Genomic DNA, 26,682 nt, shown 5'->3' with positions numbered 1-26,682 from the left:
CAGTCGGAAACCATTAATTCTCGCATACGAGAATTACTCGTTTCGTAGGATTCCGGGTGGCCGCTAGCTCGGGGTGGAATGCGGGAGTCGTGGCCACGACCATCGCTCAGTACTCGGCATTGGTGAGGCTCGTCTCTAACACCCACGGCTTACCGGGCCCGACATCGGCCTGGACAATGGGGGAGTGCACGTACGGGTCGTGACTATAGTCGGCAAAGGTCACGGGGTGCATATCGCGGTGGTAGATCTCGGCAAGAAGCTGGCTGGCGCCGACGGTGTAACGCACATGATGGAGCGTAGGCTCATCAGCGTGGACGAGAGTTGTGGCCACGCCGCACCTGCTGCGGCGGCGACTAGAGCGACAGCGAACCGCCAGATGCAATGGAAAGAGGTTGCCACTGTGAGAATGTGCATTTCCCTGCACTGGTGTTCGCTCTTGCCCGTGGTTTCACACCGGTCTACCCTCAATGCGATGGCTCCTATTCGTTCTAGTTGAAAGTGGGCTTGGCGTTCGTGATCTGCTGCCTAACTGTGACGATGGTGATGGCGATGCTCATCGGCACCGTTCGACGGATGTTCAAGTCTGAGGATACGTTTGAGCAGATGATCGCCAAGCTGGCACAGGAACGCATGCGGGAGCGCTCAGAATTTGTTCGCGAGATGAAGTAGCTAACTAGCAGCGATCGCTCGGCTTTGGTACGCCATGTTCGGCGGTCCTTAGCCGCACGGCGCGCGACCCTAACCCCTAATCAAGTTACCGTCTGAGAGAGATTGTTCTCAAAAACATCAAGCCGCTATTGTCGGTACGCAACATTGCGCGTGTCCGCCGACCAAAGCGGCGCTCCCGTGAGGGACTACGGGCGACGCGGGACCTCAACGAAGGGAGTTGAAGCGTGACCAGACTAGCGCAAACGGTCGGACTCACCGAGACACAGTACGAGATCGTCGATGCCGTCCGGGTCTTCGTCGACAAGGAGATCATCCCGCACGCGCAAGAGCTTGAGCGTGCGGATGCCTATCCCACGAAGATCGTCGAGGCGATGCGTGAAATGGGCCTGTTCGGGTTGATGATTCCCGAGGAATATGGCGGTCTGGGCGAATCGCTACTGACCTACGCGCTCTGCGTCGAAGAGCTTGCTCGTGGATGGATGAGTGTTTCTGGGGTGATCAACACCCATTTCATCGTTGCGTACATGCTGTGCCGACACGGCAGCGCCGAGCAAAAGCAACGGTTTCTGCCGGCGATGGCGACGGGTGACATTCGTGGAGCGTTCTCCATGTCGGAGCCCGAACTCGGATCTGATGTCGCAGCCATCCGCACCAGAGCCGTCCGCGACTCCGCTGGTGCGTATCGCATCAGTGGGCAGAAGATGTGGCTCACCAACGGAGCGACATCCACGCTGGTGGCGACCCTTGTCAGGACCGAAGAGGGTTCCGACAGCAGGCACCGCAACCTGTCGACCTTCCTGATTGAGAAGCCGGCCGGCTTCGGCGAAGTGAAACCGGGTCTGACGATCCCGGGAAAACTCGAGAAATTGGGCTACAAGGGCATCGATACAACCGAAATGATCTTCGATGGTTACGTCGCCAGCGAAGACGACATTCTCGGCAATGCGCCCGGCCAGGGTTTCTTCCAGATGATGGACGGCGTGGAAGTCGGCCGGGTCAATGTGTCGGCACGCGCCTGCGGCGTCGGATTGCGTGCCTTTGAGCTGGCAGTCCGATACGCACAGCAGCGGCACACTTTTGGTAAGCCCATATCGAGTCACCAGGCCATTGCGTTTCAACTTGCCGAGATGGCGACCAAGGTCGAAGCGGCGCATCTCATGATGGTGAACGCCGCGCGGCTCAAGGACTCTGGCGAGCGTAACGACGTGGCGGCTGGGATGGCCAAATACATGGCCAGCGAACTCTGCGCTGAGGTGACGCAGCAGAGTTTCAGAATTCACGGCGGATATGGATATTCCAAGGAGTATGAGATCGAGCGCCTCATGCGGGATGCGCCGTTCTTGCTGATAGGTGAGGGGACGAGCGAAATTCAAAAGTCCATCATCAGCAGAAACCTGTTGTCGGAGTACGCTCTTTGAGCGGCGGCGGAACGCATGACGTCCGTGAGGCATCACATCTGCACGGCGAACGTGAACGCCTCCTTCGACCCGATGATCAACCCACCCGCCATACTCGTCGGGTGACTGCTTCTGCTGAACTGTCGTTGACGGGTGTCCGCATTGTTGAGATCTCGAGTTTCGTAGCTGTGCCGCTGGCGGGGATGACGCTGGCGCAGCTGGGCGCCGAAGTCATCCGGGTCGACCCGGTCGGCGGTGCCGCGGACTACAAGCGCTGGCCGCTGACCGAAACAGGGACCAGCATCTATTGGGCAGGGCTCAACAAGAGCAAGCGGTCGGTGGCTGCCGACATGCGGTCCGAGGAGGGCCAGCAGCTGGTGGCCCGGTTGATCGCCGATGCCGGCGTTCTGATCACCAATGTTGCTGGGCGGCAGTGGCATTCCTACGACGAGCTGAGTGCTCAGTGTCCTGACCTGATTCACCTGGAGGTGGTCGGTCGCGGGGACGGCTCCACCGGGGTGGACTATACGGTCAACGCGGCCACCGGATTTCCGTTGGTCACCGGCTCACCCGCGCAGAGCGGCCCGGTGAACCACGTGCTGCCGGCCTGGGACGTTAGCTGCGGTCTGTATGCGGCGCTGGCGATCCTTGTCGCGCTGCGCCGCCGCGATGCCACCGGTGAGGGCAGCCGCATCCGGCTGCCGCTGGACGACGTCGCGCTGGCCACCGCTGCCAATCTCGGTTTCATCACCGAGCCGATGGTCAACGGCACGCAGCGCCCGCGTCTGGGCAACGCCATCTATGGCCAGTACGGCCAGGATTACACCAGCAGCGACGGCGCCACCTTCATGCTGGTGGCGCTGACCAACCGGCACTTCCGTGACCTCGCCGACCTCACCGGCACCACCAAAGCCGTTGCCGCGGTTGCCGAAGCGCTGGGTGCCGACTTCAACGACGAAGGCCAGCGCTACGAACATCGCGCCGTGCTCAGTGGCCTGTTCGCGCCGTGGTTCGCCAGGCACACCGCCGATGAGGTGACCGCCGCGCTGTCGGCCAGTTCCGTGTTGTGGGACCGCTACCTGGATTTCGCCGAAGTTGCGCAGGATCCCCGGGTGACGGCCAACCCGTTGTTCACGATTTTGACCCAGCCCAGGATCGGCAGCTACCTGGCGCCGGGGCTGCCGATGTCGGTGGACGGCGAACACGTCGCGGCCCAGCCCGCACCCGCACTCGGCGACGACACCACCGCTGTGTTGGCCGAGCTCGGGTTGAGTGCCGAGGAGATCGCCGCGCTGGTCGAATCCGGCACCGTCACAACAGGAACCGAGTAGAAGCGGCGCCCGGCACCGCGTCTGTTGGCGGCAGTTCGGCCTTTCCGTGAAACCCCGACGATGTTGGGGGTTTCACGGAAGCGCCAGTTGGTGGAGTGTGTGCCGGACGCCCCACTCCTCGATCGTTGGCCGCGTTGACACGTACAAGCGAGCGCCCCTAACATCATTGTTAAGTATCTTGACATAAGTGGGGTTGTGCATGTCCGACGACGTCTTCCTGGGACGGATGGTCGACCGCATCAGCGATTTAGTCGCCAATGACGCGGATTTCGCCGCTGCCATGCCTGACGGACGGGTCAATGCCGCCCTCGACGCTCCGGGGCTCCGAATGCCCCAGATCATCTGGACTCTGATTGAGGGGTACTCAGAGCGGCCTGCCATCGGGCAGCGGGCGGTGGAGTTCGTCACCGATGCGGCCGGTCGTACCACCGCCGAGCTGCAACCTCGCTTCGAAACCATCTCCTATCGCGAGCTCGGAGACCGACTCTGCGCCGCGGCAACCGGCCTCGGCAGCGGCGACGCGACTGTGCGCCCTGGGGACCGGGTTTGCATCCTGGGCTTCGCCAGTAACGACTACGCCACCATCGATCTCGCACTGATTCAGATTGGGGCGGTAGCAGTTTCGTTGACGACCTCTGCACCCGTCGCTCAACTCATGCCGATTGTGACGGAGACCGAGCCGTCGGTCATTGCTTCATCGGTCGAGTATCTCGACGACACAGTGGAACTCGCTTTGACCGCGCACGCACCAAGAAAGATCGTCGTTTTCGACTACCGCGGACCCGTTGACGCACATCGCGATGCCGTGGCGTCCGCAATAGCCCGGCTTGCCGACGCTGGCAGCTCCGTCCCCGTACAGACGATGCCCGCCCTGCTCGAAACTGGTCGAGCACTGGCTCCACTACCGCCCTACCTCTCTGCGGATCCAGACCCCGTAAGAATGATTGTCTACACCTCTGGCAGCACGGGATCGCCCAAGGGTGCGATGCATACCGAACGTACCGGGAGGGCCTGGTGGTTCGGCCCGACGCATGACGGCCAGCACAGCCCGTTGCCGTTGATCCAGCTGATATTTGCGCCCATGAGTCACGTGATGGGCCGCAGCTTGCTCTACACAACGCTCGGCGCCGGCGGCACAGCGTATTTCACGCCCCGCAGCGATCTGTCCACGCTAGTCGACGACCTCGCGTTGGTGCGGCCGACGATGTTGGCCTTTGTACCCAGGATCTGGGACATCCTCTACGACGAGGTGACCAGAGAGACAGACCGGCGGGTCTCCGACGGCGCTGAGCCCGCCGTCGCCGAGGCTGCGGTACTCGAGGAGTACCGCAACACAATCCTCGGCGGCCGGTACATCGGCGTGGCATCGGGCTCGGCGGCCATCTCGCCGGAAACCAAGGCCTGGGCCGAAAAGTTGATCGACCAACCGCTGATGGAGGGTTACGGCTCGACGGAAGCCGGCACGGTGATCGGCGGCGGAATGGTTCGCCGACCCCCGGTGATCGATTACAAGCTTGCCGACGTCCCCGAACTCGGCTACTTCAGCACTGATCGGCCGCACCCTCGGGGTGAGCTTCTCGTGAAAACCACCAGCATGTTTCCGGGTTACTACAAACGCCCCGACCTCAATGCGGAAGTGTTCGACGCCGAGGGTTATTACCGTACCGGCGACATCGTCGTGGAGACCGGCCCCGACCGGTTGCAGTACCTGGATCGGCGCAACACCGTCCTGAAACTATCGCAGGGCGAGTTCGTTTCCGTCTCCAAACTGGAGGCTGTCTTCACCGACAGCCCGCTAATCAGCCAGATCTACGTCTACGGCAACAGCTCCCGGCCCTATCTGCTCGCGGTCATCGTCCCTGCGGGAGGCGCGTCGGCACCCGACACCGGTAACGCCACCTCGCTGAAGTCCTTGATCGGCGAGTCGCTTCAGATGGTGGCTCGAACCGAGAGGCTGCAATCCTATGAGATCCCACGCGACTTCATCCTTGAGACAACCCCGTTCACCACCGGGAACGGCCTCCTCACCGGTATTCGCAAACTGGCGCGCCCGGCGCTCAAAGAGCGCTACGGCGATGCGCTGGAACAGCTTTACGCCGATATCGCTGCAGCGCAGGACAACGAACTACGCACTCTGCGTCGCGGCGGCGCCGATCAACCTGTGCTCGCGGTCGTAACCCGCGCCGCCAGCGCACTACTCGGTGCGGGCGCCTCAGAGTTGGATCCGGGTTCGCTGTTCACCGACATCGGCGGTGATTCGCTGTCAGCTTTGACATTTGGCCGGCTGATCAACGACATCTTCGACGTCGATATGCCGGTCGGTGTGATCGTCAGCCCGACCGGCGACCTACAGACAATCGCGGACTACATCGAAACACAACGGGCACAGGACCCGACACGCCCGACATGCACAATCGTCCACGGCCAGGGCGCCACCCGTGCGCACGCGCGGGACCTGACACTGGACAAATTCATCGATGGCCCGACACTGACTGCGGCACCTACGTTGCCGGATCCGACCGGTGAGATCCGCACGGTGCTGTTGACCGGCGCCACCGGGTTCCTAGGCCGCTACCTCGCGCTGGAATGGCTGCAACGTATGCAGCAAGTGGGGGGCCAGGTGATCTGTCTCGTCCGCGCCAAACACGCGGCGGCAGCTCGCGCGCGACTGGACGCGACCTTCGATGGCGGTGATCCCGAATTACTACGTCGATACCGCGAATTGGCGGCCGACCACCTGCGTGTCCTAGCCGGTGATAAGGCCGAGGTGAACCTTGGGCTCGATGAGGCGACGTGGCGCGATCTGGCCCACGCGGTGGATCTCATCGTTGATCCAGCCGCGTTGGTCAACCACATCCTGCCCTACAGCGAGCTATTCGGACCGAACGTGGTGGGCACCGGCGAACTGATTCGGCTCGCCATCACCACCAAACTGAAGCAGTTCGCGTTCGTCTCGACCATCGGCGTCATGGTTGGAATCGAGCCAACGGCGTTCACCGAGGACGCAGACTTGCGCGTCATCAGCCAGTCGCGCGACATCAACGACCTCTACGCGAATGGCTATGGCAACAGTAAGTGGGCGGCCGAGGTTTTGCTGCGCGAGGCGCACGACCTGTGCGGACTGCCTGTAACCGTGTACCGCTGCGGGATGATTCTGGCTGATGCCGAATACCAGGGCCAGCTCAATATGCCTGATACCTTCACCCGGTTGATTCTGAGTCTCCTCGCCACGGGTGTGGCACCCGGCTCATTTTACCGACTCGACAACAACGGGGTTCGTCAGCGGGCCCACTACGACGGACTACCAGTCGATTTCGTCGCTGAAGCGATCGCCACGCTGGGCGCGCAACAGGTTTGCGGGTTCCAGAGCTATCACGTGATGAACCCTCACGACGATGGCATCGGTCTTGATCAATACGTCGATTGGTTGGCGGAGGCCGGCTACGAGTTGCACCGGATCGCCCGCTACGACGACTGGTTCCAGCGATTCGAAACCTGCATCCGCGCACTGCCCGACCGTCAACGCCACGCGTCGGTCTTGCCGCTGCTGGACACCTACCGTTACTGCGGCACACCTCCGGTGGGCGCAATGGCCTCCACCGATCGGTTCCGCGAGGCGGTCCGAAGGGCGGGGGTCGGCCCCGGTAAGGACATACCGCACATCACCGCCGCACACATCGTCAAGTACGCGACGTCCTTAGAGCTCCTCGGGCGGATATGAACTCGCGCATTGTGACCCGACTCGGTCAGCGGGCTGCGGTCTGGAATGCGAGCCGCAAACGGGCGTCCGGTCCGCGCCGCGGCCCGGAGGCCGATAACCGTCACGACCGTCATCCCAGGCGACGGATGATCGTCCGTAGGCGTGCACCCTGCGTGGGCCCGGGCCCACACGTTGACCTCGACGGAAAGGATCAGCTGGTCGGCCATGACTTCCGAACCGGACGGCGACATCATCGACGCGATCACCGTGGGGCTGTTGCGCGTCATCAACAGGATCGAACACGGCCGTCGAACTCCTCGCGACTACGGCGCTGGAGTGTCGATGACTCGGTTGGAGACCGAGATGTGCGGGATGATCTTTCTCCACGAGGGGATCACGGGCAGCGAACTGTCCGACCAACTCGGCGTGACGCGGTCGGCCACGTCCCAAATCATCAGCAAGCTCAAGAGTAAGGGCCTCGTCAACGAGGTACTGACTGCCGGCGATGGAAAACGCAAACGCCTCCATCTCACCGAACGCGGACTGCGTGCGGCGCGAATCGCCGAAGAGTATCGGGCTTCGATGGGCGACGCGCTGTTTGGGTCGGCCAGCGCAGCCGAACTTCGGGCATTTCTCGAGTTCGTCAATCGGCTTGAACGTTTCCACGCAGACGTCCTGGCCCGATGGGGAGAGGAGGCGGCGCCGTAGTAGCCTCTTCGGTCGCTGATTACGTTCTCCACCTTAACCTTTACACATCATCGTCGCCACGCTCCACCGCAGCGTTGATCATCTTTTGACTTGCGTCGGCGGTCGGCGTGACGACACGGTCCACAGGACAAGTCGAGACGGTGCGGCCGGCGTTCCGGACGGTGGGCCATACCGTTGAGGTCTCGCGCAACTCGGATGTCTCGTCGGCACCGACACCCGAGTTTGGGAATAGCTGTTCTTCCTGAGCGCGACAGAGCTTTCTCGCAGTTCGCGTGTGCCGCCGACGTCTCAGCGTTGTTGCCTTTCATAACTGTGTTGGTTGTTCTTCGGTACGACTGTTCGTCTTAACTTGCCTGAACCGCAACAATTCTCGGCCTGTCAAGCAGAGTCATACGACTGGCCGATCGACGATGTCGCCAGCCGTTGCCCAGTATCGGCCTTGCTTGCAGCACCGGCCTACCTGGCGTGCGCTCCCGACCGCACAGTGGGCACCCAACGACGTGTCCACGCCGATGTTCTAGGTTTACTCGCATGACTGCTGCCTACTATGAAACCGCTAGCGTCGGTCTCCTCCTTTTGCGTGTGGTGCTCGGCCTGACCATGGCCGCCCACGGCTACAACAAGTTCTTCGGCGGCGGCCGGATCAAGGGCACCGCCGGGTGGTTCGAGAGCATCGGAATGAAGCCGGGCACCTTCCACGCGCGGGTGGCGGCGAGCACCGAGATGGCTGCCGGCATCGGGCTGGCCGTGGGGCTGCTGACGCCGGTCCCGGCCGCCGGTTTCGTGGCGCTGATGCTGGTGGCGGCCTGGACCGTGCACCGCCACAACGGCTTCTTCATCGTCAAGGAAGGCTGGGAGTACAACCTGGTGCTGGCGGCGGCGGCCGTGGCGCTCGCCGCGACCGGAGCTGGCAAGTACAGCCTGGACTACGCGCTGTTCTCAGACACCGGGATCTACCCGTGGCTGCACGGCTGGTGCGGACTGCTCGTCGCGCTGGTGCTCGGTCTGGGCGGTGGCATCGGGCAGCTGGCGATCTTCTACCGACCGCCCGCCAAGGCCTGACCCAGCCCCGTCAAGCCGCTTCGGGCGGTCGTTCGGCAATGGCAACGCTCCGGAATAGAACCGGAGGGTTCAGCGACGCACTCATCGAGGCTGTATGGCTCAGCTGCGCGATCGAGGGATCGGCCGGGTCGACGAAGTGAGCAGCGGACGCGGTAACGGCGGCGGCACCGCAAGCCGCTACCGCCTCAATGTCTCATCCGCCGGCAAACGAGACATTGCGCCCGCCCACCTGCCATTATGGCGCCACCCAACACTTCGTTCACGCACTTTGGCTGCTTCACCTCGCCACCGGATTTGTGCGGCTACCGTGGAAAAACGCAGGGGAGGGGGAACGATGACCGAGGAGCAAGCATTTCTGCGCATCGGTCGGATCTGGGGGTGTCTCGGGCGGTGGTGGAGGCAACCCGATCAGTTTGATTGGCTTACCAGCTATCTGCGTGCGCGTGGACTGGAGGTGCCAACCCGGCTGCTGATGGTGCTCATCGCAGCAGCAATGACGACTATGGGGATGGCCGCGCTTACCCTGCGCGGTGTGCCCGCTATAGCGGTATGGCCCTTCAGCATTGCTGCGGTGGCCGTCGGCTCCAGTTATGCGGTGTTGTGGTTGCGGCGTTGGCCGACGAGGTCGCAGTCATTGGCGATGATCTGCCTCGGGAGTGTGCTCGTCGGCGTGGGGTGCTTGTTGGATCCGCGCCCCGTGATCGGGCTGATGGGCTGCACATCTTTGGCCATCACCGGCGGATACGCGGCGTTCTTCCACAACACGAAGGCGATCGTCTTCAACATCGGCGTCGCCCTCTCTGTGGGCGCAGTGAGCGCAGCACGCGTCGGCATTGTCACTGATCCAGTAGTCGCTGCCGCCGGATTATGGCTGGTCATTGAACTCAACCTGGCCGTTCCGCTGGCGATCCAAGCGGTGGTGCGCACGTTGGGCGCTGACGTGGTGCGCTCCGACCAAGACCCGCTTACCGGTGTCCTGACTCGGCGTGCCTTCTACGAGCGTGCGAGCGCATTGTTGACGTCGCCGGGAAACGACCTGCACCTGATCGTCGTCATGATCGACCTGGACAAGTTCAAAAAACTCAACGATCTGTACGGGCACGTGGCCGGCGATCAGGCGTTGAGCACGGTTGGGTGGATTCTGCGCGAGGCCAGCACCGGTTCCGCGATCATCGGGCGCTTCGGCGGCGAGGAGTTCATTCTCATCGACGCCGTGACAGCCGATTTGGCCGAACAAATGCCTGCACAACTGTGCGCCGCCATCGCAGGATCGCCGCAACCGGTCACCGCAAGCGTTGGAGCCGCCGTCGTCCGGTGGGGTGATACGGCCGCGATCGACTACCTTATCCAATGCGCCGATGCAGCGATGTACGCCGCTAAACGCGCCGGGGGAAACCAATCGCGCATCTGCAGGCCGAGTCCCGCCAGGGGCTAGTGAAGCCCGGGTGCGCACGTTCAGGTTTCCGCGGTGCGGGCTGTCCTCTCCCCGACGCATGCGTAAGCACACGGACACGATCGGTCCTGACGAACCAGTAGCCGTACCGGGGAAGGGCTGACCGCGTCATCAAATATGACGAGGCACATATGATTCGGCGGCGAAAGGTCATAGCCGGACGGCCAAGCCTCACTGCCTGCACGACCGAACTACCGAGTGATCACCCGCCGTGGTGCCTACTGCATGCCGCGCGGGTTGTTCTGCGTAAGATACCAAAAGCATTACAGCTCATACCAAGTCGCCACCTCGATCGGGTGACCGTTTTGAAGAGTCGGGAGTCGCGCCACCTTGCAGCGGGCGCAGTCGTTACAGCCGCCCGCGCGTCGAGGCGGACATCATTCGCTTTTTGGGCCGATCACCGCATCTTCCCCTCGGGGCGGCCGCTCATCACCGCCCGTGCCTACCAGATCGGGATGCCGTGCCGCCATTCACATTGACCGGATCAGCGCGAGCGTCAGAATTCCAAACCCGGAAGTGGGCACGCCATCGCACCAACTTGCCGAGCGTCGAAGGCTCGTGCGCTTGACCGAACACGATGCCCCGATGTGCCGCCTCAACTCAAGCGGATCCGGGGATGTTCAACAGGCGACGGCGAATCCGATGCAGTGAATGTAAAGAACCGGCACCCATAAGCCCGGCGATACCTACCGCGCCGCTGATGGACGCTTGGCGGCGACATCCTGGGCGGGTCAACGAAGGTTGGGTTCGCGCGCTCGCAGTTGCAGGTCTGAGGTCCCCGGTTGCCCGGATATGCCTGCTATCGGCAGCGAGATCGAAGACTTTCTATTCTAAATAATTGGGATTCTCATCACTGTCGCGCCTCCAAAGGGGTGATTGCTAGTATGCGACCAGTCGTGTACACCTTTCGAAGGTCCTACGATGATGGGTGAGCTATGGATCCCCGTCTGAGGCGGGGTATATCGCTGTCCAACAGGGCTTCCCGTGCTTCACTTCAGCATCGGGAGTTCTGCATTAGCCAAGAAGGAACCGATAGTTGGCGCTATCGTTCACGATATGACGGTCATGTTAGTGCATGGAATGCCGATGACGAGTGCTGTGTGGCAACCGGTCATCGATTGCCTCGACCGTGACGACGTGATCGCGCTCGACTTGCCGGGGTTTCGCGAGCCGCCGCCAGCGGGATGGGCGGGTACCAAGGACGACTACGTCGCCTGGTTGATCGAACAGATCGAGGCAGAATACGCGCGCACCGGCCCGGTGCACATCGTCGGCCACGACTGGGGTTGTTTGTTGGCGCTACGCGCCGCGTCGCTTCGCCCCGAGCTGCTGAGGAGCGTCGCAGCTGGAAACGGGCCGATCGACCCGCGCTGGCCCTTGCACGGTGTGTGGCGTGTCTGGAATGAGGAGGGTGCAGGTGAGCGGTGGATGGATGAGCTTGACGTTGAAGCCTTCTCCGAGGTGCTGCTCATGTCGGGGATGCCCGAGGCTGTCGCGCGAACTCACTCTTGGCGGTACGCGTGGAACCGGGAAATCACGCTGACGCTGTATCGCTCAGCCACGCGCATCGGACAGGAATGGGCCGACGACCTCGCCAACATCATCGTGCCGAGCATGCTGATCTGGGGGGAGCGTGACCTCGTGGTATCCGTGGAATTCGGCCGGAGAATGGCGGCGCGAATGGGAGCCGAGCTGGTCACCCTCGATGCGAACCACTTCTGGCCGGCCGAGCAGCCTGCTGCTGCGGCCGTCGCGCTCCAACGCCTTTGGGCGCGTGCTGAGTTGATGCCGGAGACTATCCTGACTCAGTCGATCCCTGAATTTTAGTCGGGATTCGCCGGCGTGAAGCCGCGCTGACGTCGCGGAGTTGGTTTGTGACTGCATGCTGACACGTCTTGACAACCCGGCCGTGGACCGGCGCAGCGCGGGATGTTGGATGACCTGGACCTGCGCCTTGCGGCACCAAACCACGGGCGTCGAATAGCAAACCTAGCGGCGCTGCACCAGAAGCGTCTGGGCGGACGTGCCGACGAACCCGTCACGGTCGAATAGTTCAGCCGTGGTCACGCCGATACCGTCCGGCCCGATCGAACCGCGGGCCCGCACGGCGAAATCACTGCCGGTGGGCGCTCGGTGCAGATGCACCGCGGTATCGGTGTTCATGTAGATGAACTTCTCCGGATCTATCGCTGCGCCAATGCCATTCGCGGAATCGACCACCATCGCCAGGCGCTGCAGTGCGGTCGTCGGCTCGTCGTCGACCAGGTTCGCGATGGGGGACATCCAATACACCGTGCCGCTCCCGGACTTGTCTTGTTGCGGTCGCCAGTCCACGGAATCGATGTAGCCGCCGGCATCCTTCCAGTGCAGTTCCAATGCGGCCGTTGGCCCTTCGGTCAGCGGGGGATAGCGGTCAGTGGCGGCGTCGGCGGTGTCCGACGTGGCCAGTGCCCATGCGGTGACCCGGGCCGCCGCCCGCGGCGGACCGTCCGGGCGCTCGGCGGACATCTCGGCCGACAGCATCGCGATGCGACTGCCCGGCCGGTCGACCTTGGCCTGCACGCGCACCTCGGTGACCGGGATGGCGCCCAGAATGTCCAGGGTCAACCTGCCGATGCGCATCCCGTCGCTCGAGATCTCTTCGATGGCCTTGGTCAACAACGCCAAAGGTGGTGAGCCGTGCTGAATTTCAGGTGTCCAGTTGCTGCGGGTCTGGTCGGTTGATGCGAACAGATCAGGGCCGAGTCGCCGGTAGTAGCAGCTCACGCGGCGGGCTTCTCGGGCCAGCCGGGGTAGGGCGGCGGCGTGCCGCCGTAGACCGGGCACAGCGATTGATGGCTGCACCAGTTGCACAGCCGCGACGGGTTCGGGCGGAAATCGCCTGTTGCACCAGCGGATTGGATGGCCCGCCAGATCGCCATCAAGGTCTTCTCGAAGCGCAGCAGCTCGTCGAGCTCGGGGGTGTAGTCCAGCAGCTGGCCGTCGGCCAGGTAGATCAGGCGCAGCCGGGTCGCCAGCACATCGCGGGAGCGCAGCAGCGCCACGGCGTAGAACTTCATCTGGAACAAGGCCTTGAACTCGGCGAGTGCGCGGGCGGCAGACGGTGCCTTGCCGGTCTTATAGTCGACCACCCGCAGTTCGCCCGAACCCGCCACGTCGATGCGGTCCACGTAGCCGCGCAGCAGCGTGCCGTCGGCGAGCTCAACCTCGATGCGCTGCTCACAGCTCTGCGGGTCGAACCGCGTCGGGTCTTCGAGCCGGTAGTAGCCGGTCAGCAAGGCCCGCGCCTCGGTCAGCAGCTGGCCGCGCTGCTCGTCGGTGAAGCCATCGGCAAGGTCGGGGTGCTCGGCCAGCACCTTCTCCCAGGCCGGGTCGACCAGCGACAACGCGGTCTGCGGGCCGCGGTCGGCGGCCGGCAGACCGTAGAGCTGCTCAAGGGCGGCGTGTACCACCGAACCCCGCAACTGGGCCGTCGACGGCGGCTCGGGCAGCCGGTCGACCGCCCGGAAGCGATAAAGCAGCGGACACTGCTTGAAATCGGCGGCCCGCGACGGCGAGAGCGCGGGGCGACGCGTCTCCAACGCCTGATCGGACATGACCGAAGCCTAGGACGGTGCGCCGACAGTCGAGGGCACGTCGCGCGGCGAGTCCGATATGGCAGGTATGGCAGGCTGAACGGCTGTGACCGAGCACCCTGCCCGTCCGATGAGCGCCAGCGAAGAGGACAAATCTGCCGAAGCACGAAGGACCGGTCCCTTCGTCGTCGGGGATCGCGTGCAGCTCACCGACCCCAAGGGCCGGCACTACACGATGGTCCTGAACCCGGGTAGCGAGTTCCACACCCATCGCGGGGCCATCGAGCACAACGCCGTGATCGGCCTGCCCGAAGGCAGTGTGGTCAAGTCGTCGAACGGCGACGCGTTCCTGGTGCTGCGGCCGCTGCTCATCGACTACGTGCTCTCGATGCCGCGCGGCGCCCAGGTCATCTACCCCAAGGATGCCGCCCAGATCGTCCATGAGGGCGATATCTTCCCCGGCGCCCGGGTCCTCGAGGCCGGAGCCGGCTCCGGGGCGCTGACGTGCTCCCTGCTGCGTGCGGTCGGGCCGACCGGCGAGGTGATCTCGTATGAGGTGCGTGACGACCACGCCGTACACGCCCAGCGCAACGTCGAGACGTTCTTCGGGCAGCCACCCGAGAATTGGCAGCTGATCATCGGCGACCTGGTCGACTCCGATCTCGCCGATGCCTCGATCGACCGGATCGTGCTGGACATGCTGGCGCCCTGGGAGGTGCTGGCGACCGTCGCCCGGCTGTTGATCCCCGGCGGCGTGCTGATGGTCTACGTGGCGACCGTGACCCAGCTGTCCAAGGTCGTGGAGGCGCTGCGCGAACAGCAGTGCTGGACGGAACCCAGGAGTTGGGAGTCGCTGCAGCGCGGGTGGGATGTCGTGGGCTTGGCTGTCCGTCCCCAGCACAGCATGCGCGGCCACACGGCATTCCTGGTCTCTGCGCGCCGGCTGGCCCCGGACACGGTCACGCCGACCCCGCTGCGCCGCAAGCGCCAGGTCTAATCGTCGCTGCGGTGCAGCCCGCGGCGGACCGACAGCAGCTCGATCTCGGGACGCGCGGCCACCAACCGTTCGGCGGCATCGAGCACGTCGACGACGTGCGCGCGGTCCCCGGCCACCAGGGATACGCCGATGCCCGCGCGCCGATGCAGGTCGGGGGAGCCGGTCTCGGCCGCGGAGACGGTGAATCGGCGCCGCAGTTCGGCAACGATCGGACGCACGATCGCCCGCTTCTCCTTCAGCGAGTGGACGTCACCGAGCAGGACGTCGAACTCCAGCCAGCCGATCCACATTCAGCGTGTCGGGGTGGGGCTGGCGGGGCTCGCCGGGGTGGTGCCGCCGCCCCTGGCATTGCCGAAGGCCAGCAGCATGTTCGCCGTTTCACGGGACAGCTGCCAGGCCGCCTTGTCCTGGCGGAACTCCATCGGGAAGGTGAAGTTGCCGGGATTGGCCGGGTTCGACGTTGTGACGTTGATCGACGCCAAAGCGTCCCCGGGCTGGCGATCAGACCAGCGGATTTCGGTGGCAGTGAACGTCAGGGGGGTGAAACCGCCGTCGCGCAGCGCGGCCGCGAACTTGTCGATGGTCGCGGCATCGTCCGGCGTGGTGGACTCGACGAGCTGCAGCTTGTCCGCGCCCTTGACCGCCGGGTCGGCCAGCCGATAGAGCACGTCGGTCAGAACCTCGGGGGTCGGCAGGGCGGCCGCCGTGGTCTCCGGCGGCGCGAGCGCCGTCGACGACTGCTCGAACGGGCTCTGTGTCGATTTCGGCTCGGTGTGCTCAGAACACCCAGAGAGGCTGAGCGCCGCCACAATTGTGGCGGCGCTCAGAACTCCGAACAGCGGGTGACGCATCCAGCGACTAGCCGGCGCCTTGCATCAGCGCGAGCGCCGACTGCTTCGTCAGCTGCCAGCCGGACGGGCTGGGCCCCTGGACGAACTGGATGCTCTGCGTGGCGGTCTGACCATTCGGCGCCGTCGCGGTGACATTCGCCGTTGCGGTCGGACCTTCCTGGTCGATGTCGGCGACGACGAAACTCAGCGGGAGCAGTCCCTTGGCCGAGGCGTTGTTGAACGCCCGGTCTGCGGCAATGCCCTCAAAGCGGCCCAGGCCGAACTGGATGTAGGAGGCCTTGCCGCCGGAGAACGACCCGCCGCTCTGGAGGCCGTCGAGGGTGGCGACAAGCTGGCTCTGGAGCTCGGGAGCCGGGGTCTGCGGCAGCGGTGCGCCGAAGACGACGGGCTGCACGGCCGGCGCTACCGGCGAGCTGAATGCAACCGACGTCACACCGGCGGCCGCGCCGCCGACGATCGCGGCGGCGGCAACGCCCGTGGCTAGCAGTTTCAGGGTCACGGCTGTCCTCTCGATCTGCCCGACTCATGGAAAAGATTAACAGTGTTGCCAGTGTGTCGAAATTCCCCGAACGCACATGATCGAGGTTGGGCCGGTAGCGTTGAGGTATCCACCGCACCAACTCTCGGTGTGGGAAAGGAGCGCAACATGAGTGAGGCACAAGACCCCCAACTGTCGAGCGAGGATGCTGCCGAGCTTGAGGAGCTACGCCGCGAGGCGTCGGTCCTGCGCGAGCAGCTCGAGAACGCCATTGGGCAAGGCGGCGCCCGCAGCGCGCGCGATGTGCATCAGCTCGAGGCGCGTATCGACTCCCTTGCCGCGCGCAACGCCAAGCTGATGGACACCCTCAAAGAGGCTCGTCAGCAGCTATTGGCGCTCCGCGAGGAGGTCGACCGGCTGGGTCAGCCGCCGAGCGGCTACGGCGTGCTCCTGGGCGCCCATGACGACGACACCGTCGACGTGTTCACCTCCGGCCGCAAGATGCGGCTCACCTGCTCTCCCAACATCGACACCAAGGAACTCAAGCAAGGCCAGACCGTCCGTCTCAACGAGGCGCTGACCGTGGTCGAGGCGGGCACCTACGAGTCCGTCGGCGAGATCAGCACGTTGCGCGAGATCCTCGCCGACGGCCACCGCGCGCTGGTGGTCGGGCACGCCGACGAGGAACGCATCGTGTGGCTGGCCGAACCGCTTGTCGCCATCGAGGACCTGCCCGTCGACGTCGCCGAGGCGCTCGACGACGATCTGCGTCCGCGCAAGCTGCGCCCGGGCGACTCGCTGCTGGTCGACACCAAGGCCGGGTATGCGTTCGAACGCATTCCGAAGGCCGAGGTCGAGGATCTGGTACTCGAAGAGGTGCCCGACGTCGCCTACCACGACATCGGCGGCCTGACCCGGCAGATCGAGCAGATCCGTGACGCCGTGGAACTGCCGTTCCTGCACAAGGAGCTTTACCGCGAGTACGCCCTGCGCCCGCCCAAGGGCGTGCTGCTCTACGGTCCGCCCGGATGCGGAAAGACATTGATCGCCAAGGCCGTTGCCAATTCGCTGGCCAAGAAGATGGCCGAGGTTCGTGGCGACGACGCGCGCGAGGCGAAGTCGTACTTCCTCAACATCAAGGGCCCGGAGCTGCTGAACAAGTTCGTCGGTGAGACCGAACGGCATATCCGGTTGATCTTTCAGCGGGCCCGCGAAAAGGCCTCCGAGGGAACGCCGGTGATCGTCTTCTTCGACGAGATGGATTCGATCTTCCGTACCCGCGGCACGGGCGTGAGCTCGGACGTGGAGACGACGGTCGTCCCGCAGCTGCTCTCCGAGATCGACGGTGTGGAGGGGCTGGAGAACGTCATCGTCATCGGCGCCTCCAACCGCGAGGACATGATCGATCCGGCGATCCTGCGGCCCGGCCGCCTGGACGTCAAGATCAAGATCGAGCGGCCGGATGCCGAAGCCGCACTTGACATCTTCAGCAAGTACCTCACCGAAGACCTGCCGGTCAATGCCGACGATCTCGACGAGTTCGGCGGCGACCGCGGGCTGTGCATCAGGGCGATGATCGAGAAGGTCGTCGACCGGATGTACGCCGAGATCGACGACAACCGGTTCCTGGAGGTCACCTATGCCAACGGTGACAAGGAAGTCATGTACTTCAAGGACTTCAACTCCGGCGCGATGATTCAGAACGTGGTCGACCGGGCCAAGAAGTACGCGATCAAGTCAGTCCTGGAGACCGGGCAGAAGGGTCTGCGAATTCAGCACCTGCTCGACTCGATCGTCGACGAGTTCGCCGAGAACGAGGACCTGCCCAACACCACCAATCCCGATGACTGGGCCAGGATTTCGGGCAAGAAGGGCGAGCGGATCGTCTACATCCGCACGCTGGTCACCGGCAAGAGCAGCAGTGCCAGCCGGGCGATCGACACCGAGTCGAACCTGGGTCAGTACCTGTAGCCTCGCGAGCGGTGGGCTCGGCCTCAGCAGAGGTGCTGAGCGGCCGCGTTGTAGAAGAACGCAGCGTCCTTCGGTTCGACGCCGTCGGCGGTGTTGTCCGAGATGGTCTGCAGCGTGGTCGCCTGCGGCACGCCGGCGGCGATGTCGCTGCAGATGTGCTGTCCGACCTCCACGGCGGCGGAGACCGGTCCACTCCAGCCATCGTTGGCCAGCGTGGTGATGAACGAGTCCTGGTCCGCGTACGCCGGTGCGGCGAGCGCCACACCAAGTCCGGCCGCGGCGATTGCGGTGATGGCGAACTTCTTCATGGCAGTTCCTTCCCCGACCTGGCATTTTATGGGAAGGCGTGCCTTCCTTGCAGCGATATCGGCGTTGGCGTCAATTCGTTACAGCCGACTCGCCGCCGCATCCCAGCCCGCTCAGAACTCCAGCGAGTAGCTGTTCGCGAAGTTGTCCTGGGTGACGTGCGCGTCGCGGGTCGTGGTGTCCACGCTGAGGCGCTCGGTCAGCATCCGGGTCTCGTAGCGCCAGCCCTCGGGCAGGGTCAGGCGGGCGCCGAGGTCCGGCAGACCGGCCAGGCTGAGGGCTGGGTCGACGCCCTGGCTGTAGGTCTGCATCACCCAGCGTTGCCCCTGCGGGTCGACGAGCTCGAACACCGGTCGCCCGGCGTCGAAGTTGAAGACCGTCTTGCGGTCGACGTGATTGACGCTGTAGGGCGCGGGATTCATCGAGGACAGCTTGACGGTGGCCTGCCGCATCATGTCGATACCGCCGAACGTCATCGTGTCCGGCTCGCCCTGAGCATCCTTCTCGATGCTGCTCATCAGCCAGTGCCGCGGGCCGTTCAACAGGGCCGCGACCGCACCGTGCTCCTTGGCGATCGCCTCGGCGTCGAGCTTGTCCCACAGCTCGGCCGGGCAGTCGTTGAGCGGAAAGCTGCAGTAGACAGTCGCTTCGGGCCCATCCTCGCCCGCCTTGACCAGCAGCACTTCCCCGTACCGCTTGTCGAATACGTCGTCACGCTCGGTCATCGCTTACCTCCATCTGCAGATACGCGTCGCGGCCGGCCAGGCTCACGGCGACGTCGGCGATCAACGGGTCGAAGAACCGCTGCCGATACAGCGGGTCGACGCTGGTGCTGACGGTGAAGTACAGCCCGGACAGCACCGCCACGAACAATGAAGTGTGCACCACAGTCTGCGGAACCGGGACGTGGATGCCGAACCACGTTCCGGCGCAAGGTGGTTCGCCGACCGGGCAGGACTGCTCGCCCGACCACAGCATAGTCACGTCGTCGGGAATCGCAATGGTTCCCAGCGCCAGGAAGAACGCGAACAGCCCCGTGGTGAAGAACACCACCTGAATCGCTTGTGACACCACCATTACCGCGACGACGTTGACCTGCTCGGCCAGCGAGAGCGGCGTGCGCTCCGGGTCGGACTCGGTTGCCAGCGGGGTGTCGGCCAGCAGTGCCGCGGTGTCGCGCTGACCAGACCTGTCCTCGCGCAGGGCCTTCACCTCGTCGCGAATCGTCACCACCATGAAAACGATGGCTACCAACGACAGGAAACCGATTGTCTGCCAAAGCCGTTCGCGGGTCATCCGGGCTGACAGCTGCCACAGTTCGCCGGTGAAGTACACCACCACGGTCAGCATCAGCAGCGGCAGTGCGCGACTCATCAACGTCCCGAGCGCACCGAACTGGACCCAGGCAAACCGGAACGCCCACAAGACAATCGAGCCGATACCGAGGTAGGTCAGCCACACCGCGAGCACGGCGACGAAGGCGAAGCCGGCCACTTCGGCCGCGGCCAGACCGGTCCAGCCGCTGTCGGCCAGCGGAAAGCCGATGACGAACAGTGCCATCACCAATAGTGCCGCGGTGCGCCGCCCGGCCTCGCTGCGGGTCGTGCCGGCCTGGTGTAGCAGATACAGGACGAACGGCGCCGCGATCAGCAGCACGGCCATCGCGCCCAGTCGCGCGACGGTGCCGACCTCCGCACTGCCGTCACTGAGATCGGCGACGAGCGCGGTCAGCGCGATCAGCGCTCCGATGCCGCTGACCACCGGCGCCGAGCGCACGATCAGGGCTCGTGATCGCACCCGGCGAGTCAGAACGAGGGGCAGGCCGCGGCCCAGAAACCACTCGTGGACATCGCGGCTGTCGGTGCTCATCTCAGCGCCCCCTGCGCGACGAGCGGTAGCGATCCCGCGCCACCAGCGTGAGCCGCAGGTCGGCCAGCAGCGGGTCGAGGAACTGGGAGCGGTACTCCTTGTCGGTCACCGCTTTCGCCGCCAGATACATGAACGTGATGGCCGTGAGCATCATCGTCGTTTGAATCAGCGGATCGGGAACGGGCAGCGTCATGCCGAGGATGTGGCCGTCGTTGCTGCCCGCGCCGCGGGTCCACGACTCCAGCAGCGGCGGGCTGAGCACGATCAGACCCAGCACTCCGAAGATCGCCCCGGTGGCCAGCGCGACTGTCAGCACCTGACCCACTTGCGAGGCGGCGACGACGAACACCACGTTGGCGCGTTCGGGCCGGGACAACGGATCGGCACCGGGTTCGTCGGCAATACCGGCGAACGGCGTGCCCGCCAGGCGATCCTGGTCTTCGAGCGCGGGGTCGGCCGCCTCCAGGATCGGGCGCACCCGCTCCATGGTGCTCGAGATCAAGAAGGCCGACGCGATCAGGAACAGGAACCCGATGGCCAGCCACAGGCGCTCGCGACTCACGATTGCTGCCATCAACCAGACGTAGGTGTTGAAGAACACCAGAAAAGTCAGCAGCACGACCGGCAGCGCGCGAACGAACATGCCGCTGGCCAGCGCCAGATTCGACATCGTGTCGCGCGCCGCCCAGCCCAGGATCGAGCCGATGCCCGATGCGGTGGCCACCAGGATGAGGGCGATTCCGATCGCCGACATGACCAGATTCACGAACTCCCTGGGGCTGGGACCGCCGAAAATGCAACCGAGGACGATCACCACCAGGCTCACGTTCGCCGCCACGACGCGCTTGACGGGGGTTGCGATCCGCGACACCAGCCAGCCGGCCAGACCAGCGACGGGCATGACCAGCACCACCAGGGCGAGCACGAAACCCTCGGTCACCGTCGGATGGCCGTCGATGTCGATGGTGTGCTTGCCCGACAACGCCACCACCAGGATGGAGTTGGCCGCTATGACCGCCAGCCCCGCCAGTGCGGGAGCCGAGCGGCCCCACACCCGCCGGAGCAGGGCACCGCGCCGCACCACCGCGGGCAGCCCTCGAACCAGAAACCACCGCTCTTCGGCGTAGCGGTCGGGTGCTGTCATCGTTGCGCGACTCCGGTGTGGAGGCATCTGGGGTGAGGTCACCCTAGCGGGAAGTCGCCGCGTCCACCCATGAGGCGCGCGACACCGCCTGTCCCAGGACCCGTAGGCTTGCGGCCATGCAACGGATCATCGGGACCGAGGTCGAATACGGCATTTCATCGCCGTCCGATCCGACCGCCAACCCGATCCTGACCTCGACGCAGGCGGTGCTGGCGTACGCCGCGGCCGCAGGCATTCAGCGGGCCAAGCGCACCCGGTGGGACTACGAAGTGGAGTCTCCACTGCGCGACGCCCGCGGATTCGACCTCAGCCGCGCGTCGGGACCGCCGCCGGTGGTCGACGCCGACGAGGTCGGCGCCGCCAACATGATCCTGACCAACGGCGCCCGGCTGTACGTCGATCACGCCCACCCGGAATATTCGGCTCCCGAGGTCACCGATCCGATGGACGCGGTGATCTGGGACAAGGCGGGTGAGCGCGTGATGGAGGCGGCGGCCCGGCATGTGGCGAGCGTGCCCGGCGCGGCCAAGCTCCAGCTGTACAAGAACAACGTCGATGGCAAGGGCGCCTCCTACGGGACGCACGAGAACTACCTGATGAGCCGGCAGACGCCGTTCTCGGCGGTGATCTCGGGTCTGACGCCGTTCATGGTGTCGCGGCAGGTGGTGACCGGTTCCGGCCGCGTCGGCATCGGCCCGTCCGGCGACGAGCCCGGCTTTCAGCTCTCCCAGCGTGCCGACTACATCGAGGTCGAGGTCGGCCTGGAGACCACGCTCAAGCGGGGCATCATCAACACCCGCGACGAACCGCACGCCGACGCCGACAAATACCGCCGGCTGCACGTCATCATCGGCGATGCCAACCTGGCCGAGACGTCGACCTATCTCAAGGTCGGCACGACGTCGCTGGTGCTGGACCTGATCGAGGAGGGGCCCCGGTACGGCCTTGACCTCTCGGATCTGGCGCTGGCCCGGCCGGTGCACGCCGTGCACGTGATCAGCCGGGATCCCTCCCTGCGGGCCACCGTGGCGCTGGCCGACGGCCGGGAGCTGACCGCGCTGGCCATGCAGCGCATCTATCTGGACCGGGTGGCCAAACTGGTGGACGCCCGCGACCCCGATGCGCGCGCCTCGCACGTCGTGGAAACCTGGGCTCACGTGCTTGACCTGCTGGAACGCGACCCGATGGAGTGTGCTGAGCTGCTCGACTGGCCGGCGAAGCTGCGGCTGCTCGAAGGTTTCCGCCAGCGGGAGAACCTCGGCTGGTCGGCGCCGCGCCTGCATCTGGTGGACCTGCAGTATTCCGACGTGCGGCTGGACAAGGGCCTCTACAACCGGCTGGTGGCGCGGGGATCGATGAAACGTCTCGTCACCGAGCAACAGGTGATCGACGCCGTCGACAACCCGCCCACCGACACCCGGGCGTACTTCCGCGGTGAGTGCCTGCGCCGGTTCGGTGCCGACATCGCGGCGGCGAGTTGGGACTCGGTGATCTTTGATCTGGGCGGTGATTCGCTCGTCCGGATTCCGACTCTCGAGCCGCTGCGCGGCAGCAAAGCCCACGTCGGCGCGCTGCTCGATTCGGTCGACAGCGCAGCGCAACTCGTGGAACAACTCACGACCTGACGGTCGTTAGAGGGAGCAATACCGGTCGCGACCGGTAGTGTGGAGGAACCGGCGGCCCGGCCGAATGGCACGACATAGTCGCCGATAACGAGCAGGAGGCAGCGATGGCTCAAGAGCAGACCAAGCGTGGTGGCGGTGGCGGCGAGGACGACGACCTCTCTGGCAACGGTGCCGCCGGGCAGGAGCGTCGCGACAAGCTCGCCGAGGAGACCGACGATCTGCTGGACGAGATCGATGATGTCCTCGAGGAGAACGCCGAGGACTTCGTGCGTGCATATGTTCAAAAGGGCGGACAGTGACCTGGCCGTTTTCTGATCGCTTGGCCACTAGTTCACCTCTGACGGATCTTTCTTCGTTTTCCGATTTCCTGCGGCGCGAAGCCCCGCAGCTGCTGCCGACCCCGACCGGGACCAGCGCAGCGCTGCCCGGTGATGCGCTGCCGCACGGCACCACGATCGTCGCGCTGAAGTATCCGGGCGGCGTGCTGATCGCCGGTGATCGCCGCTCGACGCAAGGCAATATGATCGCCGGCCGCGACGTGCAGAAGGTGTACATCACCGACGACTACACGGCCACCGGCATCGCCGGTACCGCGGCCATCGCCGTCGAGTTCGCCCGGCTCTACGCCGTCGAACTCGAGCACTACGAGAAGGTCGAGGGCGTCCCGCTGACGTTCCCCGGCAAGGTGAACCGGCTCTCGACCATGGTGCGCGGCAATCTCGGTGCGGCACTGCAGGGATTCGTCGCGCTGCCGCTACTGGTGGGCTACGACCTCGACGATCCGAACGCCGAGGGGGCCGGCCGCATTGTCTCGTTCGACGCCGCAGGCGGCTGGAACATCGAGGAAGAGGGCTATCAATCGGTCGGCTCCGGCTCGATCTTCGCGAAGTCGTCGATCAAGAAGCTGTATTCCGGTGTCAGCGATGCTGATTCGGCGCTGCGGGCGGCGGTCGAGGCGCTCTACGACGCCGCCGACGACGATTCCGCGACCGGCGGTCCGGACTTGGTGCGTGGCATCTTCCCGACCGCTGTCACCATCGGGGCCGAAGGTGCGGCCGACGTGCCCGAGGCGCGGATCTCGGCGCTGGCGCGCGAGGTGATCGAAAAGCGGTCCAGAACAAACACATTCGGGCCCGGTAACGGTCCCGGCAACGAAGCACCGCGGGTGGACTAAGTGAGCTTCCCATATTTCATCTCGCCTGAGCAGGCGATGCGTGAGCGTTCGGAGCTCGCGCGTAAGGGTATTGCCCGGGGCCGCAGTGTCGTTGTGCTCGCCTATGACTCCGGTGTGTTGTTCGTCGCCGAGAACCCGTCGCGGTCACTGCAGAAGATCAGTGAGCTCTACGACCGGGTGGGCTTCGCCGCGGTGGGCCGCTTCAACGAGTTCGACAACCTGCGCCGGGGTGGCATCCAGTTCGCCGACACCCGCGGCTATGCCTACGACCGCCGCGACGTGACCGGCCGTCAGCTGGCCAACGTGTACGCGCAGACGCTCGGCACGATCTTCACCGAGCAGGCCAAGCCGTACGAGGTGGAGCTGTGTGTGGCCGAGGTGGCGCACTACGGCGAGGCGAAAGCCCCCGAGCTGTACCGCATCACCTATGACGGCTCGATCGCCGACGAACCGCACTTCGTCGTGATGGGCGGCACCACCGAACCGATCATCACCGCGCTCAAGGAGTCCTACTCCGAGAACGCCGCGCTCGGTGATGCGGTCGGGATCGCGCTCGAGGCGCTGCGTGCCGGTATCAACGGCAGCGGCAGCAGTACGCCGCCCGCCGAGCCTCGGGTGCTCGGCCCCGCCACACTCGAGGTGGCCATTCTGGACGCCAAGCGGCCGCGCCGGGCGTTCCGGCGGATCACCGGCTCGGCGCTGGAAGCGCTGCTGCCGAAGGCAGAGAGCGCGCCGGCCGATGCGCCTCCCGCGGAGGAAAACTCCTGACCCAGCTCGTCATTGGCGCCAGCGGGTTCCTCGGCTCGCATGTGACGCGCCGGCTGGTTGCCAGCGGTGCCGATGTGCGGGTGATGGTCCGCAAGACCAGCTCGACCGCAGGCATCGACGACCTCGATGTCCAACGGCACTACGGCGACATTTTCGACGACGATGCCCTGCGCGCCGCGATGAGCGGCTGCGATGTCGTCTACTACTGCGTGGTCGATGCCCGGATGTGGCTGCGGGATCCCGCACCCCTGTTCCGCACGAACGTCGAAGGTCTGCGGCATGTACTCGACGCCGCCGTCGAGGCAGACCTGAGGAAGTTCGTCTTCACCAGCACCACAGGCACATTGGCGATCAGCGACGGTACGCCGATCACTGAAGAGGACCAGCACAACTGGACCGGCGGCGGGCCGTACATCGAGGCCAGGGTGCAGGCCGAGGACCTTGTCCTAAGCTACGCGCGGGACAAAGGGTTGCCGGCCGTCGCGATGTGCATCTCGACCACCTACGGGCCCGGTGACTGGCAGCCGACACCCCACGGCTCGATGATCGCACAGGTCGCATCCGGCCGGTTCCCGTTCTACCTCGACTTCTCTTCCGAGGTGGTTGGGATCGAAGATGCCGCGCGCGCAATGCTTCTCGCGGCCGAGCATGGCCGGGTGGGGGAGCGCTACATCATCTCCGATCGCTACCTGAGCACTCGCGAGGTACACGAGATCGCCGCCGATGCGGTCGGAGTCGCCCGGCCGCGCATCAAGATTCCGTTGCCGCTGCTCTACGCCGGCGCGCACGCCAACGATCTGGCGTCCCGGCTCCTGCGTCGGGACCTGCCCTTCGCGGTGGCCGGACTGCGGATGGCGGAACTGATGTCGCCGCTGGACCACAGCAAGGCCGAACGCGAGCTGGGCTGGAAGCCGGCCCCCGTCGAGGAGTCGATCCGCAGAGCCGCAAGGTTTTTCATCGAGCAGGCCCGCGGCCGGTAACGTCAGCTGGCGGCTGCTCGTCGGTCTTCCGCGAGGAGGCGGATGATGTCCAGCACGTTCGCGCCGTCGAGGTCGGCGCTTCGGTCGATGAGTGTGACGAAGGTGTCGGCCAGGCCCTGATCGTCGACGCGCGAGGCCAGGATGTCGGCCAATTCCCGGCCGGTGGCCACCAGTTCGGCAGGGATGGGCGGCGTCGGAGTGGTGCCGGCGGTGGCCTCCAGGGCCGACGCCTTCGCCACGACGTACGCCACGTCCAACACGAACCGGAGCGCCCTGGTACGCAGCGCCTTGTCTTCCTTCAGGATCCCGGTGATGTCCCGGCCTGCATCGACATCCAGAGCGTCGAGTGTACTCGCGATCGGCGAGTTCGGGAACCGGCGGTGGAGGTTGCAGAGCGGAAAGTAGAGGAGGTTGACTTCTGCTGCCTCCTCGGATGGTGTACCGGCAGACGAGACGTGCTCGCTGAACAGCGAATGCATGACCCGGGGTGGCGGGCCGCTTGTGACAGGGGAGACTTCGCCACCCGCGTGTTGGCAGGACGCGACGTCCGCAAAATCGTAGACCCTCATTCCATTCAGTTCGCCGCCGACGCAGGTGCCGATAGGTGTTTGTTCGATGGGCATT

At 64.9% G+C, this 26,682-nt stretch carries 26 protein-coding genes; 15 read left to right on the top strand and 11 right to left on the bottom strand.

All coding sequences use genetic code 11. The features are described 5' to 3' along the window. Positions 1 to 106: 106 nt before the first annotated feature. Positions 107 to 286: an Rv2576c family protein gene (locus tag HPC46_RS11165; RefSeq protein ID WP_179469711.1), complete on the bottom strand. Its 180-nt coding sequence runs from the start codon at positions 284 to 286 to the stop codon at positions 107 to 109. Positions 287 to 531: 245 nt separating this feature from the next. Between HPC46_RS11165 and HPC46_RS11160 the strand changes: the two genes are divergently transcribed. From HPC46_RS11160 to HPC46_RS11125, 8 genes are all read left to right on the top strand, one after another. Continuing rightward, on the top strand, positions 532 to 669 hold the full coding sequence (locus HPC46_RS11160) for a hypothetical protein (RefSeq protein ID WP_179469709.1): 138 nt from the start codon (positions 532 to 534) through the stop codon (positions 667 to 669). A 224-nt stretch (positions 670 to 893) separates the two neighbouring features. Then, positions 894 to 2,087, top strand: a complete 1,194-nt coding sequence (locus HPC46_RS11155) for an acyl-CoA dehydrogenase family protein (RefSeq protein WP_179469707.1) — start codon at positions 894 to 896, stop codon at positions 2,085 to 2,087. Between the two features lie 101 nt (positions 2,088 to 2,188). After that, positions 2,189 to 3,397 carry a CoA transferase gene (locus HPC46_RS11150; RefSeq protein WP_179469705.1) on the top strand — a complete coding sequence of 403 codons (1,209 nt, stop codon included), beginning with the start codon at positions 2,189 to 2,191 and terminating at the stop codon, positions 3,395 to 3,397. A gap of 199 nt (positions 3,398 to 3,596) precedes the next feature. Further along, positions 3,597 to 7,118, top strand: coding sequence for a carboxylic acid reductase (gene car / locus HPC46_RS11145; RefSeq protein WP_179469703.1), 3,522 nt, complete (start codon positions 3,597 to 3,599; stop codon positions 7,116 to 7,118). Positions 7,119 to 7,322: 204 nt separating this feature from the next. After that, entirely contained in the window at positions 7,323 to 7,805 is a 483-nt protein-coding gene (locus HPC46_RS11140; protein ID WP_179469701.1) for a MarR family winged helix-turn-helix transcriptional regulator, read from the top strand. Between the two features lie 531 nt (positions 7,806 to 8,336). After that, positions 8,337 to 8,867 carry a DoxX family protein gene (locus tag HPC46_RS11135; RefSeq protein WP_179469699.1) on the top strand — a complete coding sequence of 177 codons (531 nt, stop codon included), beginning with the start codon at positions 8,337 to 8,339 and terminating at the stop codon, positions 8,865 to 8,867. A 94-nt stretch (positions 8,868 to 8,961) separates the two neighbouring features. Continuing rightward, positions 8,962 to 10,302, top strand: coding sequence for a GGDEF domain-containing protein (locus HPC46_RS11130; RefSeq protein WP_233716362.1), 1,341 nt, complete (start codon positions 8,962 to 8,964; stop codon positions 10,300 to 10,302). A 1,074-nt stretch (positions 10,303 to 11,376) separates the two neighbouring features. After that, positions 11,377 to 12,147 carry an alpha/beta fold hydrolase gene (locus HPC46_RS11125; protein WP_325096626.1) on the top strand — a complete coding sequence of 257 codons (771 nt, stop codon included), beginning with the start codon at positions 11,377 to 11,379 and terminating at the stop codon, positions 12,145 to 12,147. Between the two features lie 162 nt (positions 12,148 to 12,309). Here the strand turns inward: HPC46_RS11125 and HPC46_RS11120 are convergent, their stop codons facing one another. Continuing rightward, on the bottom strand, positions 12,310 to 13,086 hold the full coding sequence (locus HPC46_RS11120; protein WP_179469695.1) for a thioesterase family protein: 777 nt from the start codon (positions 13,084 to 13,086) through the stop codon (positions 12,310 to 12,312). After that, the gene (locus HPC46_RS11115) at positions 13,083 to 13,916 is read right to left on the bottom strand and encodes a RecB family exonuclease (protein WP_179469693.1); all 834 of its coding nucleotides are present in this window, start codon (positions 13,914 to 13,916) and stop codon (positions 13,083 to 13,085) included. The genes HPC46_RS11120 and HPC46_RS11115 overlap by 4 nt, the downstream gene beginning before the upstream one ends. Before the next feature lie 109 nt (positions 13,917 to 14,025). Here HPC46_RS11115 and HPC46_RS11110 point away from each other — a divergent pair, with 109 nt between their 5' ends. After that, positions 14,026 to 14,892 carry a tRNA (adenine-N1)-methyltransferase gene (locus HPC46_RS11110; RefSeq protein ID WP_179469691.1) on the top strand — a complete coding sequence of 289 codons (867 nt, stop codon included), beginning with the start codon at positions 14,026 to 14,028 and terminating at the stop codon, positions 14,890 to 14,892. Here the strand turns inward: HPC46_RS11110 and HPC46_RS11105 are convergent. The 3 genes from HPC46_RS11105 to HPC46_RS11095 are packed head-to-tail and all read right to left on the bottom strand — an operon-like array spanning position 14,889 to position 16,242. Next, positions 14,889 to 15,182 carry a DUF503 domain-containing protein gene (locus tag HPC46_RS11105; protein WP_179469689.1) on the bottom strand — a complete coding sequence of 98 codons (294 nt, stop codon included), beginning with the start codon at positions 15,180 to 15,182 and terminating at the stop codon, positions 14,889 to 14,891. The two genes, HPC46_RS11110 and HPC46_RS11105, sit on opposite strands and share 4 nt — an antisense overlap. Then, positions 15,183 to 15,743 carry a lipoprotein LppK gene (locus HPC46_RS11100; RefSeq protein WP_179469687.1) on the bottom strand — a complete coding sequence of 187 codons (561 nt, stop codon included), beginning with the start codon at positions 15,741 to 15,743 and terminating at the stop codon, positions 15,183 to 15,185. Positions 15,744 to 15,750: 7 nt separating this feature from the next. After that, the gene (locus HPC46_RS11095) at positions 15,751 to 16,242 is read right to left on the bottom strand and encodes an MTB12 family secreted protein (protein WP_179469685.1); all 492 of its coding nucleotides are present in this window, start codon (positions 16,240 to 16,242) and stop codon (positions 15,751 to 15,753) included. 147 nt (positions 16,243 to 16,389) lie between these two features. Here HPC46_RS11095 and arc point away from each other — a divergent pair, with 147 nt between their 5' ends. Next, positions 16,390 to 18,192, top strand: coding sequence for a proteasome ATPase (gene arc / locus HPC46_RS11090; RefSeq protein ID WP_005144403.1), 1,803 nt, complete (start codon positions 16,390 to 16,392; stop codon positions 18,190 to 18,192). 23 nt (positions 18,193 to 18,215) lie between these two features. Here arc and HPC46_RS11085 read toward each other — a convergent pair whose 3' ends face one another. The 4 genes from HPC46_RS11085 to HPC46_RS11070 form a co-directional block, all read right to left on the bottom strand. After that, entirely contained in the window at positions 18,216 to 18,500 is a 285-nt protein-coding gene (locus HPC46_RS11085; protein ID WP_179469683.1) for a DUF732 domain-containing protein, read from the bottom strand. Between the two features lie 111 nt (positions 18,501 to 18,611). Then, positions 18,612 to 19,223 carry a hypothetical protein gene (locus HPC46_RS11080; protein ID WP_179469681.1) on the bottom strand — a complete coding sequence of 204 codons (612 nt, stop codon included), beginning with the start codon at positions 19,221 to 19,223 and terminating at the stop codon, positions 18,612 to 18,614. Next, the gene (locus HPC46_RS11075; RefSeq protein ID WP_179469679.1) at positions 19,210 to 20,367 is read right to left on the bottom strand and encodes a hypothetical protein; all 1,158 of its coding nucleotides are present in this window, start codon (positions 20,365 to 20,367) and stop codon (positions 19,210 to 19,212) included. The genes HPC46_RS11080 and HPC46_RS11075 overlap by 14 nt, the downstream gene beginning before the upstream one ends. 1 nt (position 20,368) lies before the next feature. Continuing rightward, positions 20,369 to 21,511: a phosphatidylglycerol lysyltransferase domain-containing protein gene (locus tag HPC46_RS11070; RefSeq protein ID WP_179469677.1), complete on the bottom strand. Its 1,143-nt coding sequence runs from the start codon at positions 21,509 to 21,511 to the stop codon at positions 20,369 to 20,371. A gap of 116 nt (positions 21,512 to 21,627) precedes the next feature. On the opposite strand from HPC46_RS11070, the gene dop reads away from it, so the two are divergent. From dop to HPC46_RS11045, 5 genes are all read left to right on the top strand, one after another. Next, positions 21,628 to 23,136, top strand: a complete 1,509-nt coding sequence (gene dop, locus HPC46_RS11065) for a depupylase/deamidase Dop (protein ID WP_179469675.1) — start codon at positions 21,628 to 21,630, stop codon at positions 23,134 to 23,136. A gap of 104 nt (positions 23,137 to 23,240) precedes the next feature. After that, on the top strand, positions 23,241 to 23,435 hold the full coding sequence (locus tag HPC46_RS11060; protein WP_005144398.1) for a ubiquitin-like protein Pup: 195 nt from the start codon (positions 23,241 to 23,243) through the stop codon (positions 23,433 to 23,435). After that, positions 23,432 to 24,310, top strand: a complete 879-nt coding sequence (prcB, locus tag HPC46_RS11055; protein ID WP_179469673.1) for a proteasome subunit beta — start codon at positions 23,432 to 23,434, stop codon at positions 24,308 to 24,310. The genes HPC46_RS11060 and prcB overlap by 4 nt, the downstream gene beginning before the upstream one ends. Further along, positions 24,311 to 25,078, top strand: coding sequence for a proteasome subunit alpha (prcA, locus tag HPC46_RS11050; protein ID WP_179469671.1), 768 nt, complete (start codon positions 24,311 to 24,313; stop codon positions 25,076 to 25,078). Beyond that, positions 25,075 to 26,058, top strand: coding sequence for an NAD-dependent epimerase/dehydratase family protein (locus tag HPC46_RS11045; RefSeq protein ID WP_218894024.1), 984 nt, complete (start codon positions 25,075 to 25,077; stop codon positions 26,056 to 26,058). The genes prcA and HPC46_RS11045 overlap by 4 nt, the downstream gene beginning before the upstream one ends. 2 nt (positions 26,059 to 26,060) lie before the next feature. Here HPC46_RS11045 and HPC46_RS11040 read toward each other — a convergent pair whose 3' ends face one another. Further along, positions 26,061 to 26,681 carry a hypothetical protein gene (locus tag HPC46_RS11040; protein ID WP_179469669.1) on the bottom strand — a complete coding sequence of 207 codons (621 nt, stop codon included), beginning with the start codon at positions 26,679 to 26,681 and terminating at the stop codon, positions 26,061 to 26,063. Position 26,682 lies beyond the last annotated feature (1 nt).

The organism is Mycolicibacterium vinylchloridicum, assembly GCF_013404075.1.
GTDB classification, from domain to species: domain Bacteria; phylum Actinomycetota; class Actinomycetes; order Mycobacteriales; family Mycobacteriaceae; genus Mycobacterium; species Mycobacterium vinylchloridicum.
This window is presented reverse-complemented; position numbering and strand designations above follow the sequence as displayed.

What these genes read in the sequence shown, in the direction of transcription:
- car (WP_179469703.1), top strand. Translation starts at nt 3,597, where the DNA reads ATGTCCGACGACGTCTTCCTGGGACGGATGGTCGACCGCATCAGCGAT.
- HPC46_RS11140 (WP_179469701.1), top strand. Translation starts at nt 7,323, where the DNA reads ATGACTTCCGAACCGGACGGCGACATCATCGACGCGATCACCGTGGGG.
- HPC46_RS11135 (WP_179469699.1), top strand. Translation starts at nt 8,337, where the DNA reads ATGACTGCTGCCTACTATGAAACCGCTAGCGTCGGTCTCCTCCTTTTG.
- HPC46_RS11130 (WP_233716362.1), top strand. Translation starts at nt 8,962, where the DNA reads ATGGCTCAGCTGCGCGATCGAGGGATCGGCCGGGTCGACGAAGTGAGC.
- HPC46_RS11125 (WP_325096626.1), top strand. Translation starts at nt 11,377, where the DNA reads ATGACGGTCATGTTAGTGCATGGAATGCCGATGACGAGTGCTGTGTGG.
- HPC46_RS11115 (WP_179469693.1), bottom strand. Translation starts at nt 13,916, where the DNA reads ATGTCCGATCAGGCGTTGGAGACGCGTCGCCCCGCGCTCTCGCCGTCG.
- HPC46_RS11110 (WP_179469691.1), top strand. Translation starts at nt 14,026, where the DNA reads ATGAGCGCCAGCGAAGAGGACAAATCTGCCGAAGCACGAAGGACCGGT.
- HPC46_RS11105 (WP_179469689.1), bottom strand. Translation starts at nt 15,182, where the DNA reads ATGTGGATCGGCTGGCTGGAGTTCGACGTCCTGCTCGGTGACGTCCAC.
- HPC46_RS11100 (WP_179469687.1), bottom strand. Translation starts at nt 15,743, where the DNA reads ATGCGTCACCCGCTGTTCGGAGTTCTGAGCGCCGCCACAATTGTGGCG.
- arc (WP_005144403.1), top strand. Translation starts at nt 16,390, where the DNA reads ATGAGTGAGGCACAAGACCCCCAACTGTCGAGCGAGGATGCTGCCGAG.
- HPC46_RS11085 (WP_179469683.1), bottom strand. Translation starts at nt 18,500, where the DNA reads ATGAAGAAGTTCGCCATCACCGCAATCGCCGCGGCCGGACTTGGTGTG.
- HPC46_RS11080 (WP_179469681.1), bottom strand. Translation starts at nt 19,223, where the DNA reads ATGACCGAGCGTGACGACGTATTCGACAAGCGGTACGGGGAAGTGCTG.
- HPC46_RS11075 (WP_179469679.1), bottom strand. Translation starts at nt 20,367, where the DNA reads ATGAGCACCGACAGCCGCGATGTCCACGAGTGGTTTCTGGGCCGCGGC.
- HPC46_RS11070 (WP_179469677.1), bottom strand. Translation starts at nt 21,511, where the DNA reads ATGACAGCACCCGACCGCTACGCCGAAGAGCGGTGGTTTCTGGTTCGA.
- dop (WP_179469675.1), top strand. Translation starts at nt 21,628, where the DNA reads ATGCAACGGATCATCGGGACCGAGGTCGAATACGGCATTTCATCGCCG.
- HPC46_RS11060 (WP_005144398.1), top strand. Translation starts at nt 23,241, where the DNA reads ATGGCTCAAGAGCAGACCAAGCGTGGTGGCGGTGGCGGCGAGGACGAC.
- HPC46_RS11040 (WP_179469669.1), bottom strand. Translation starts at nt 26,681, where the DNA reads ATGCCCATCGAACAAACACCTATCGGCACCTGCGTCGGCGGCGAACTG.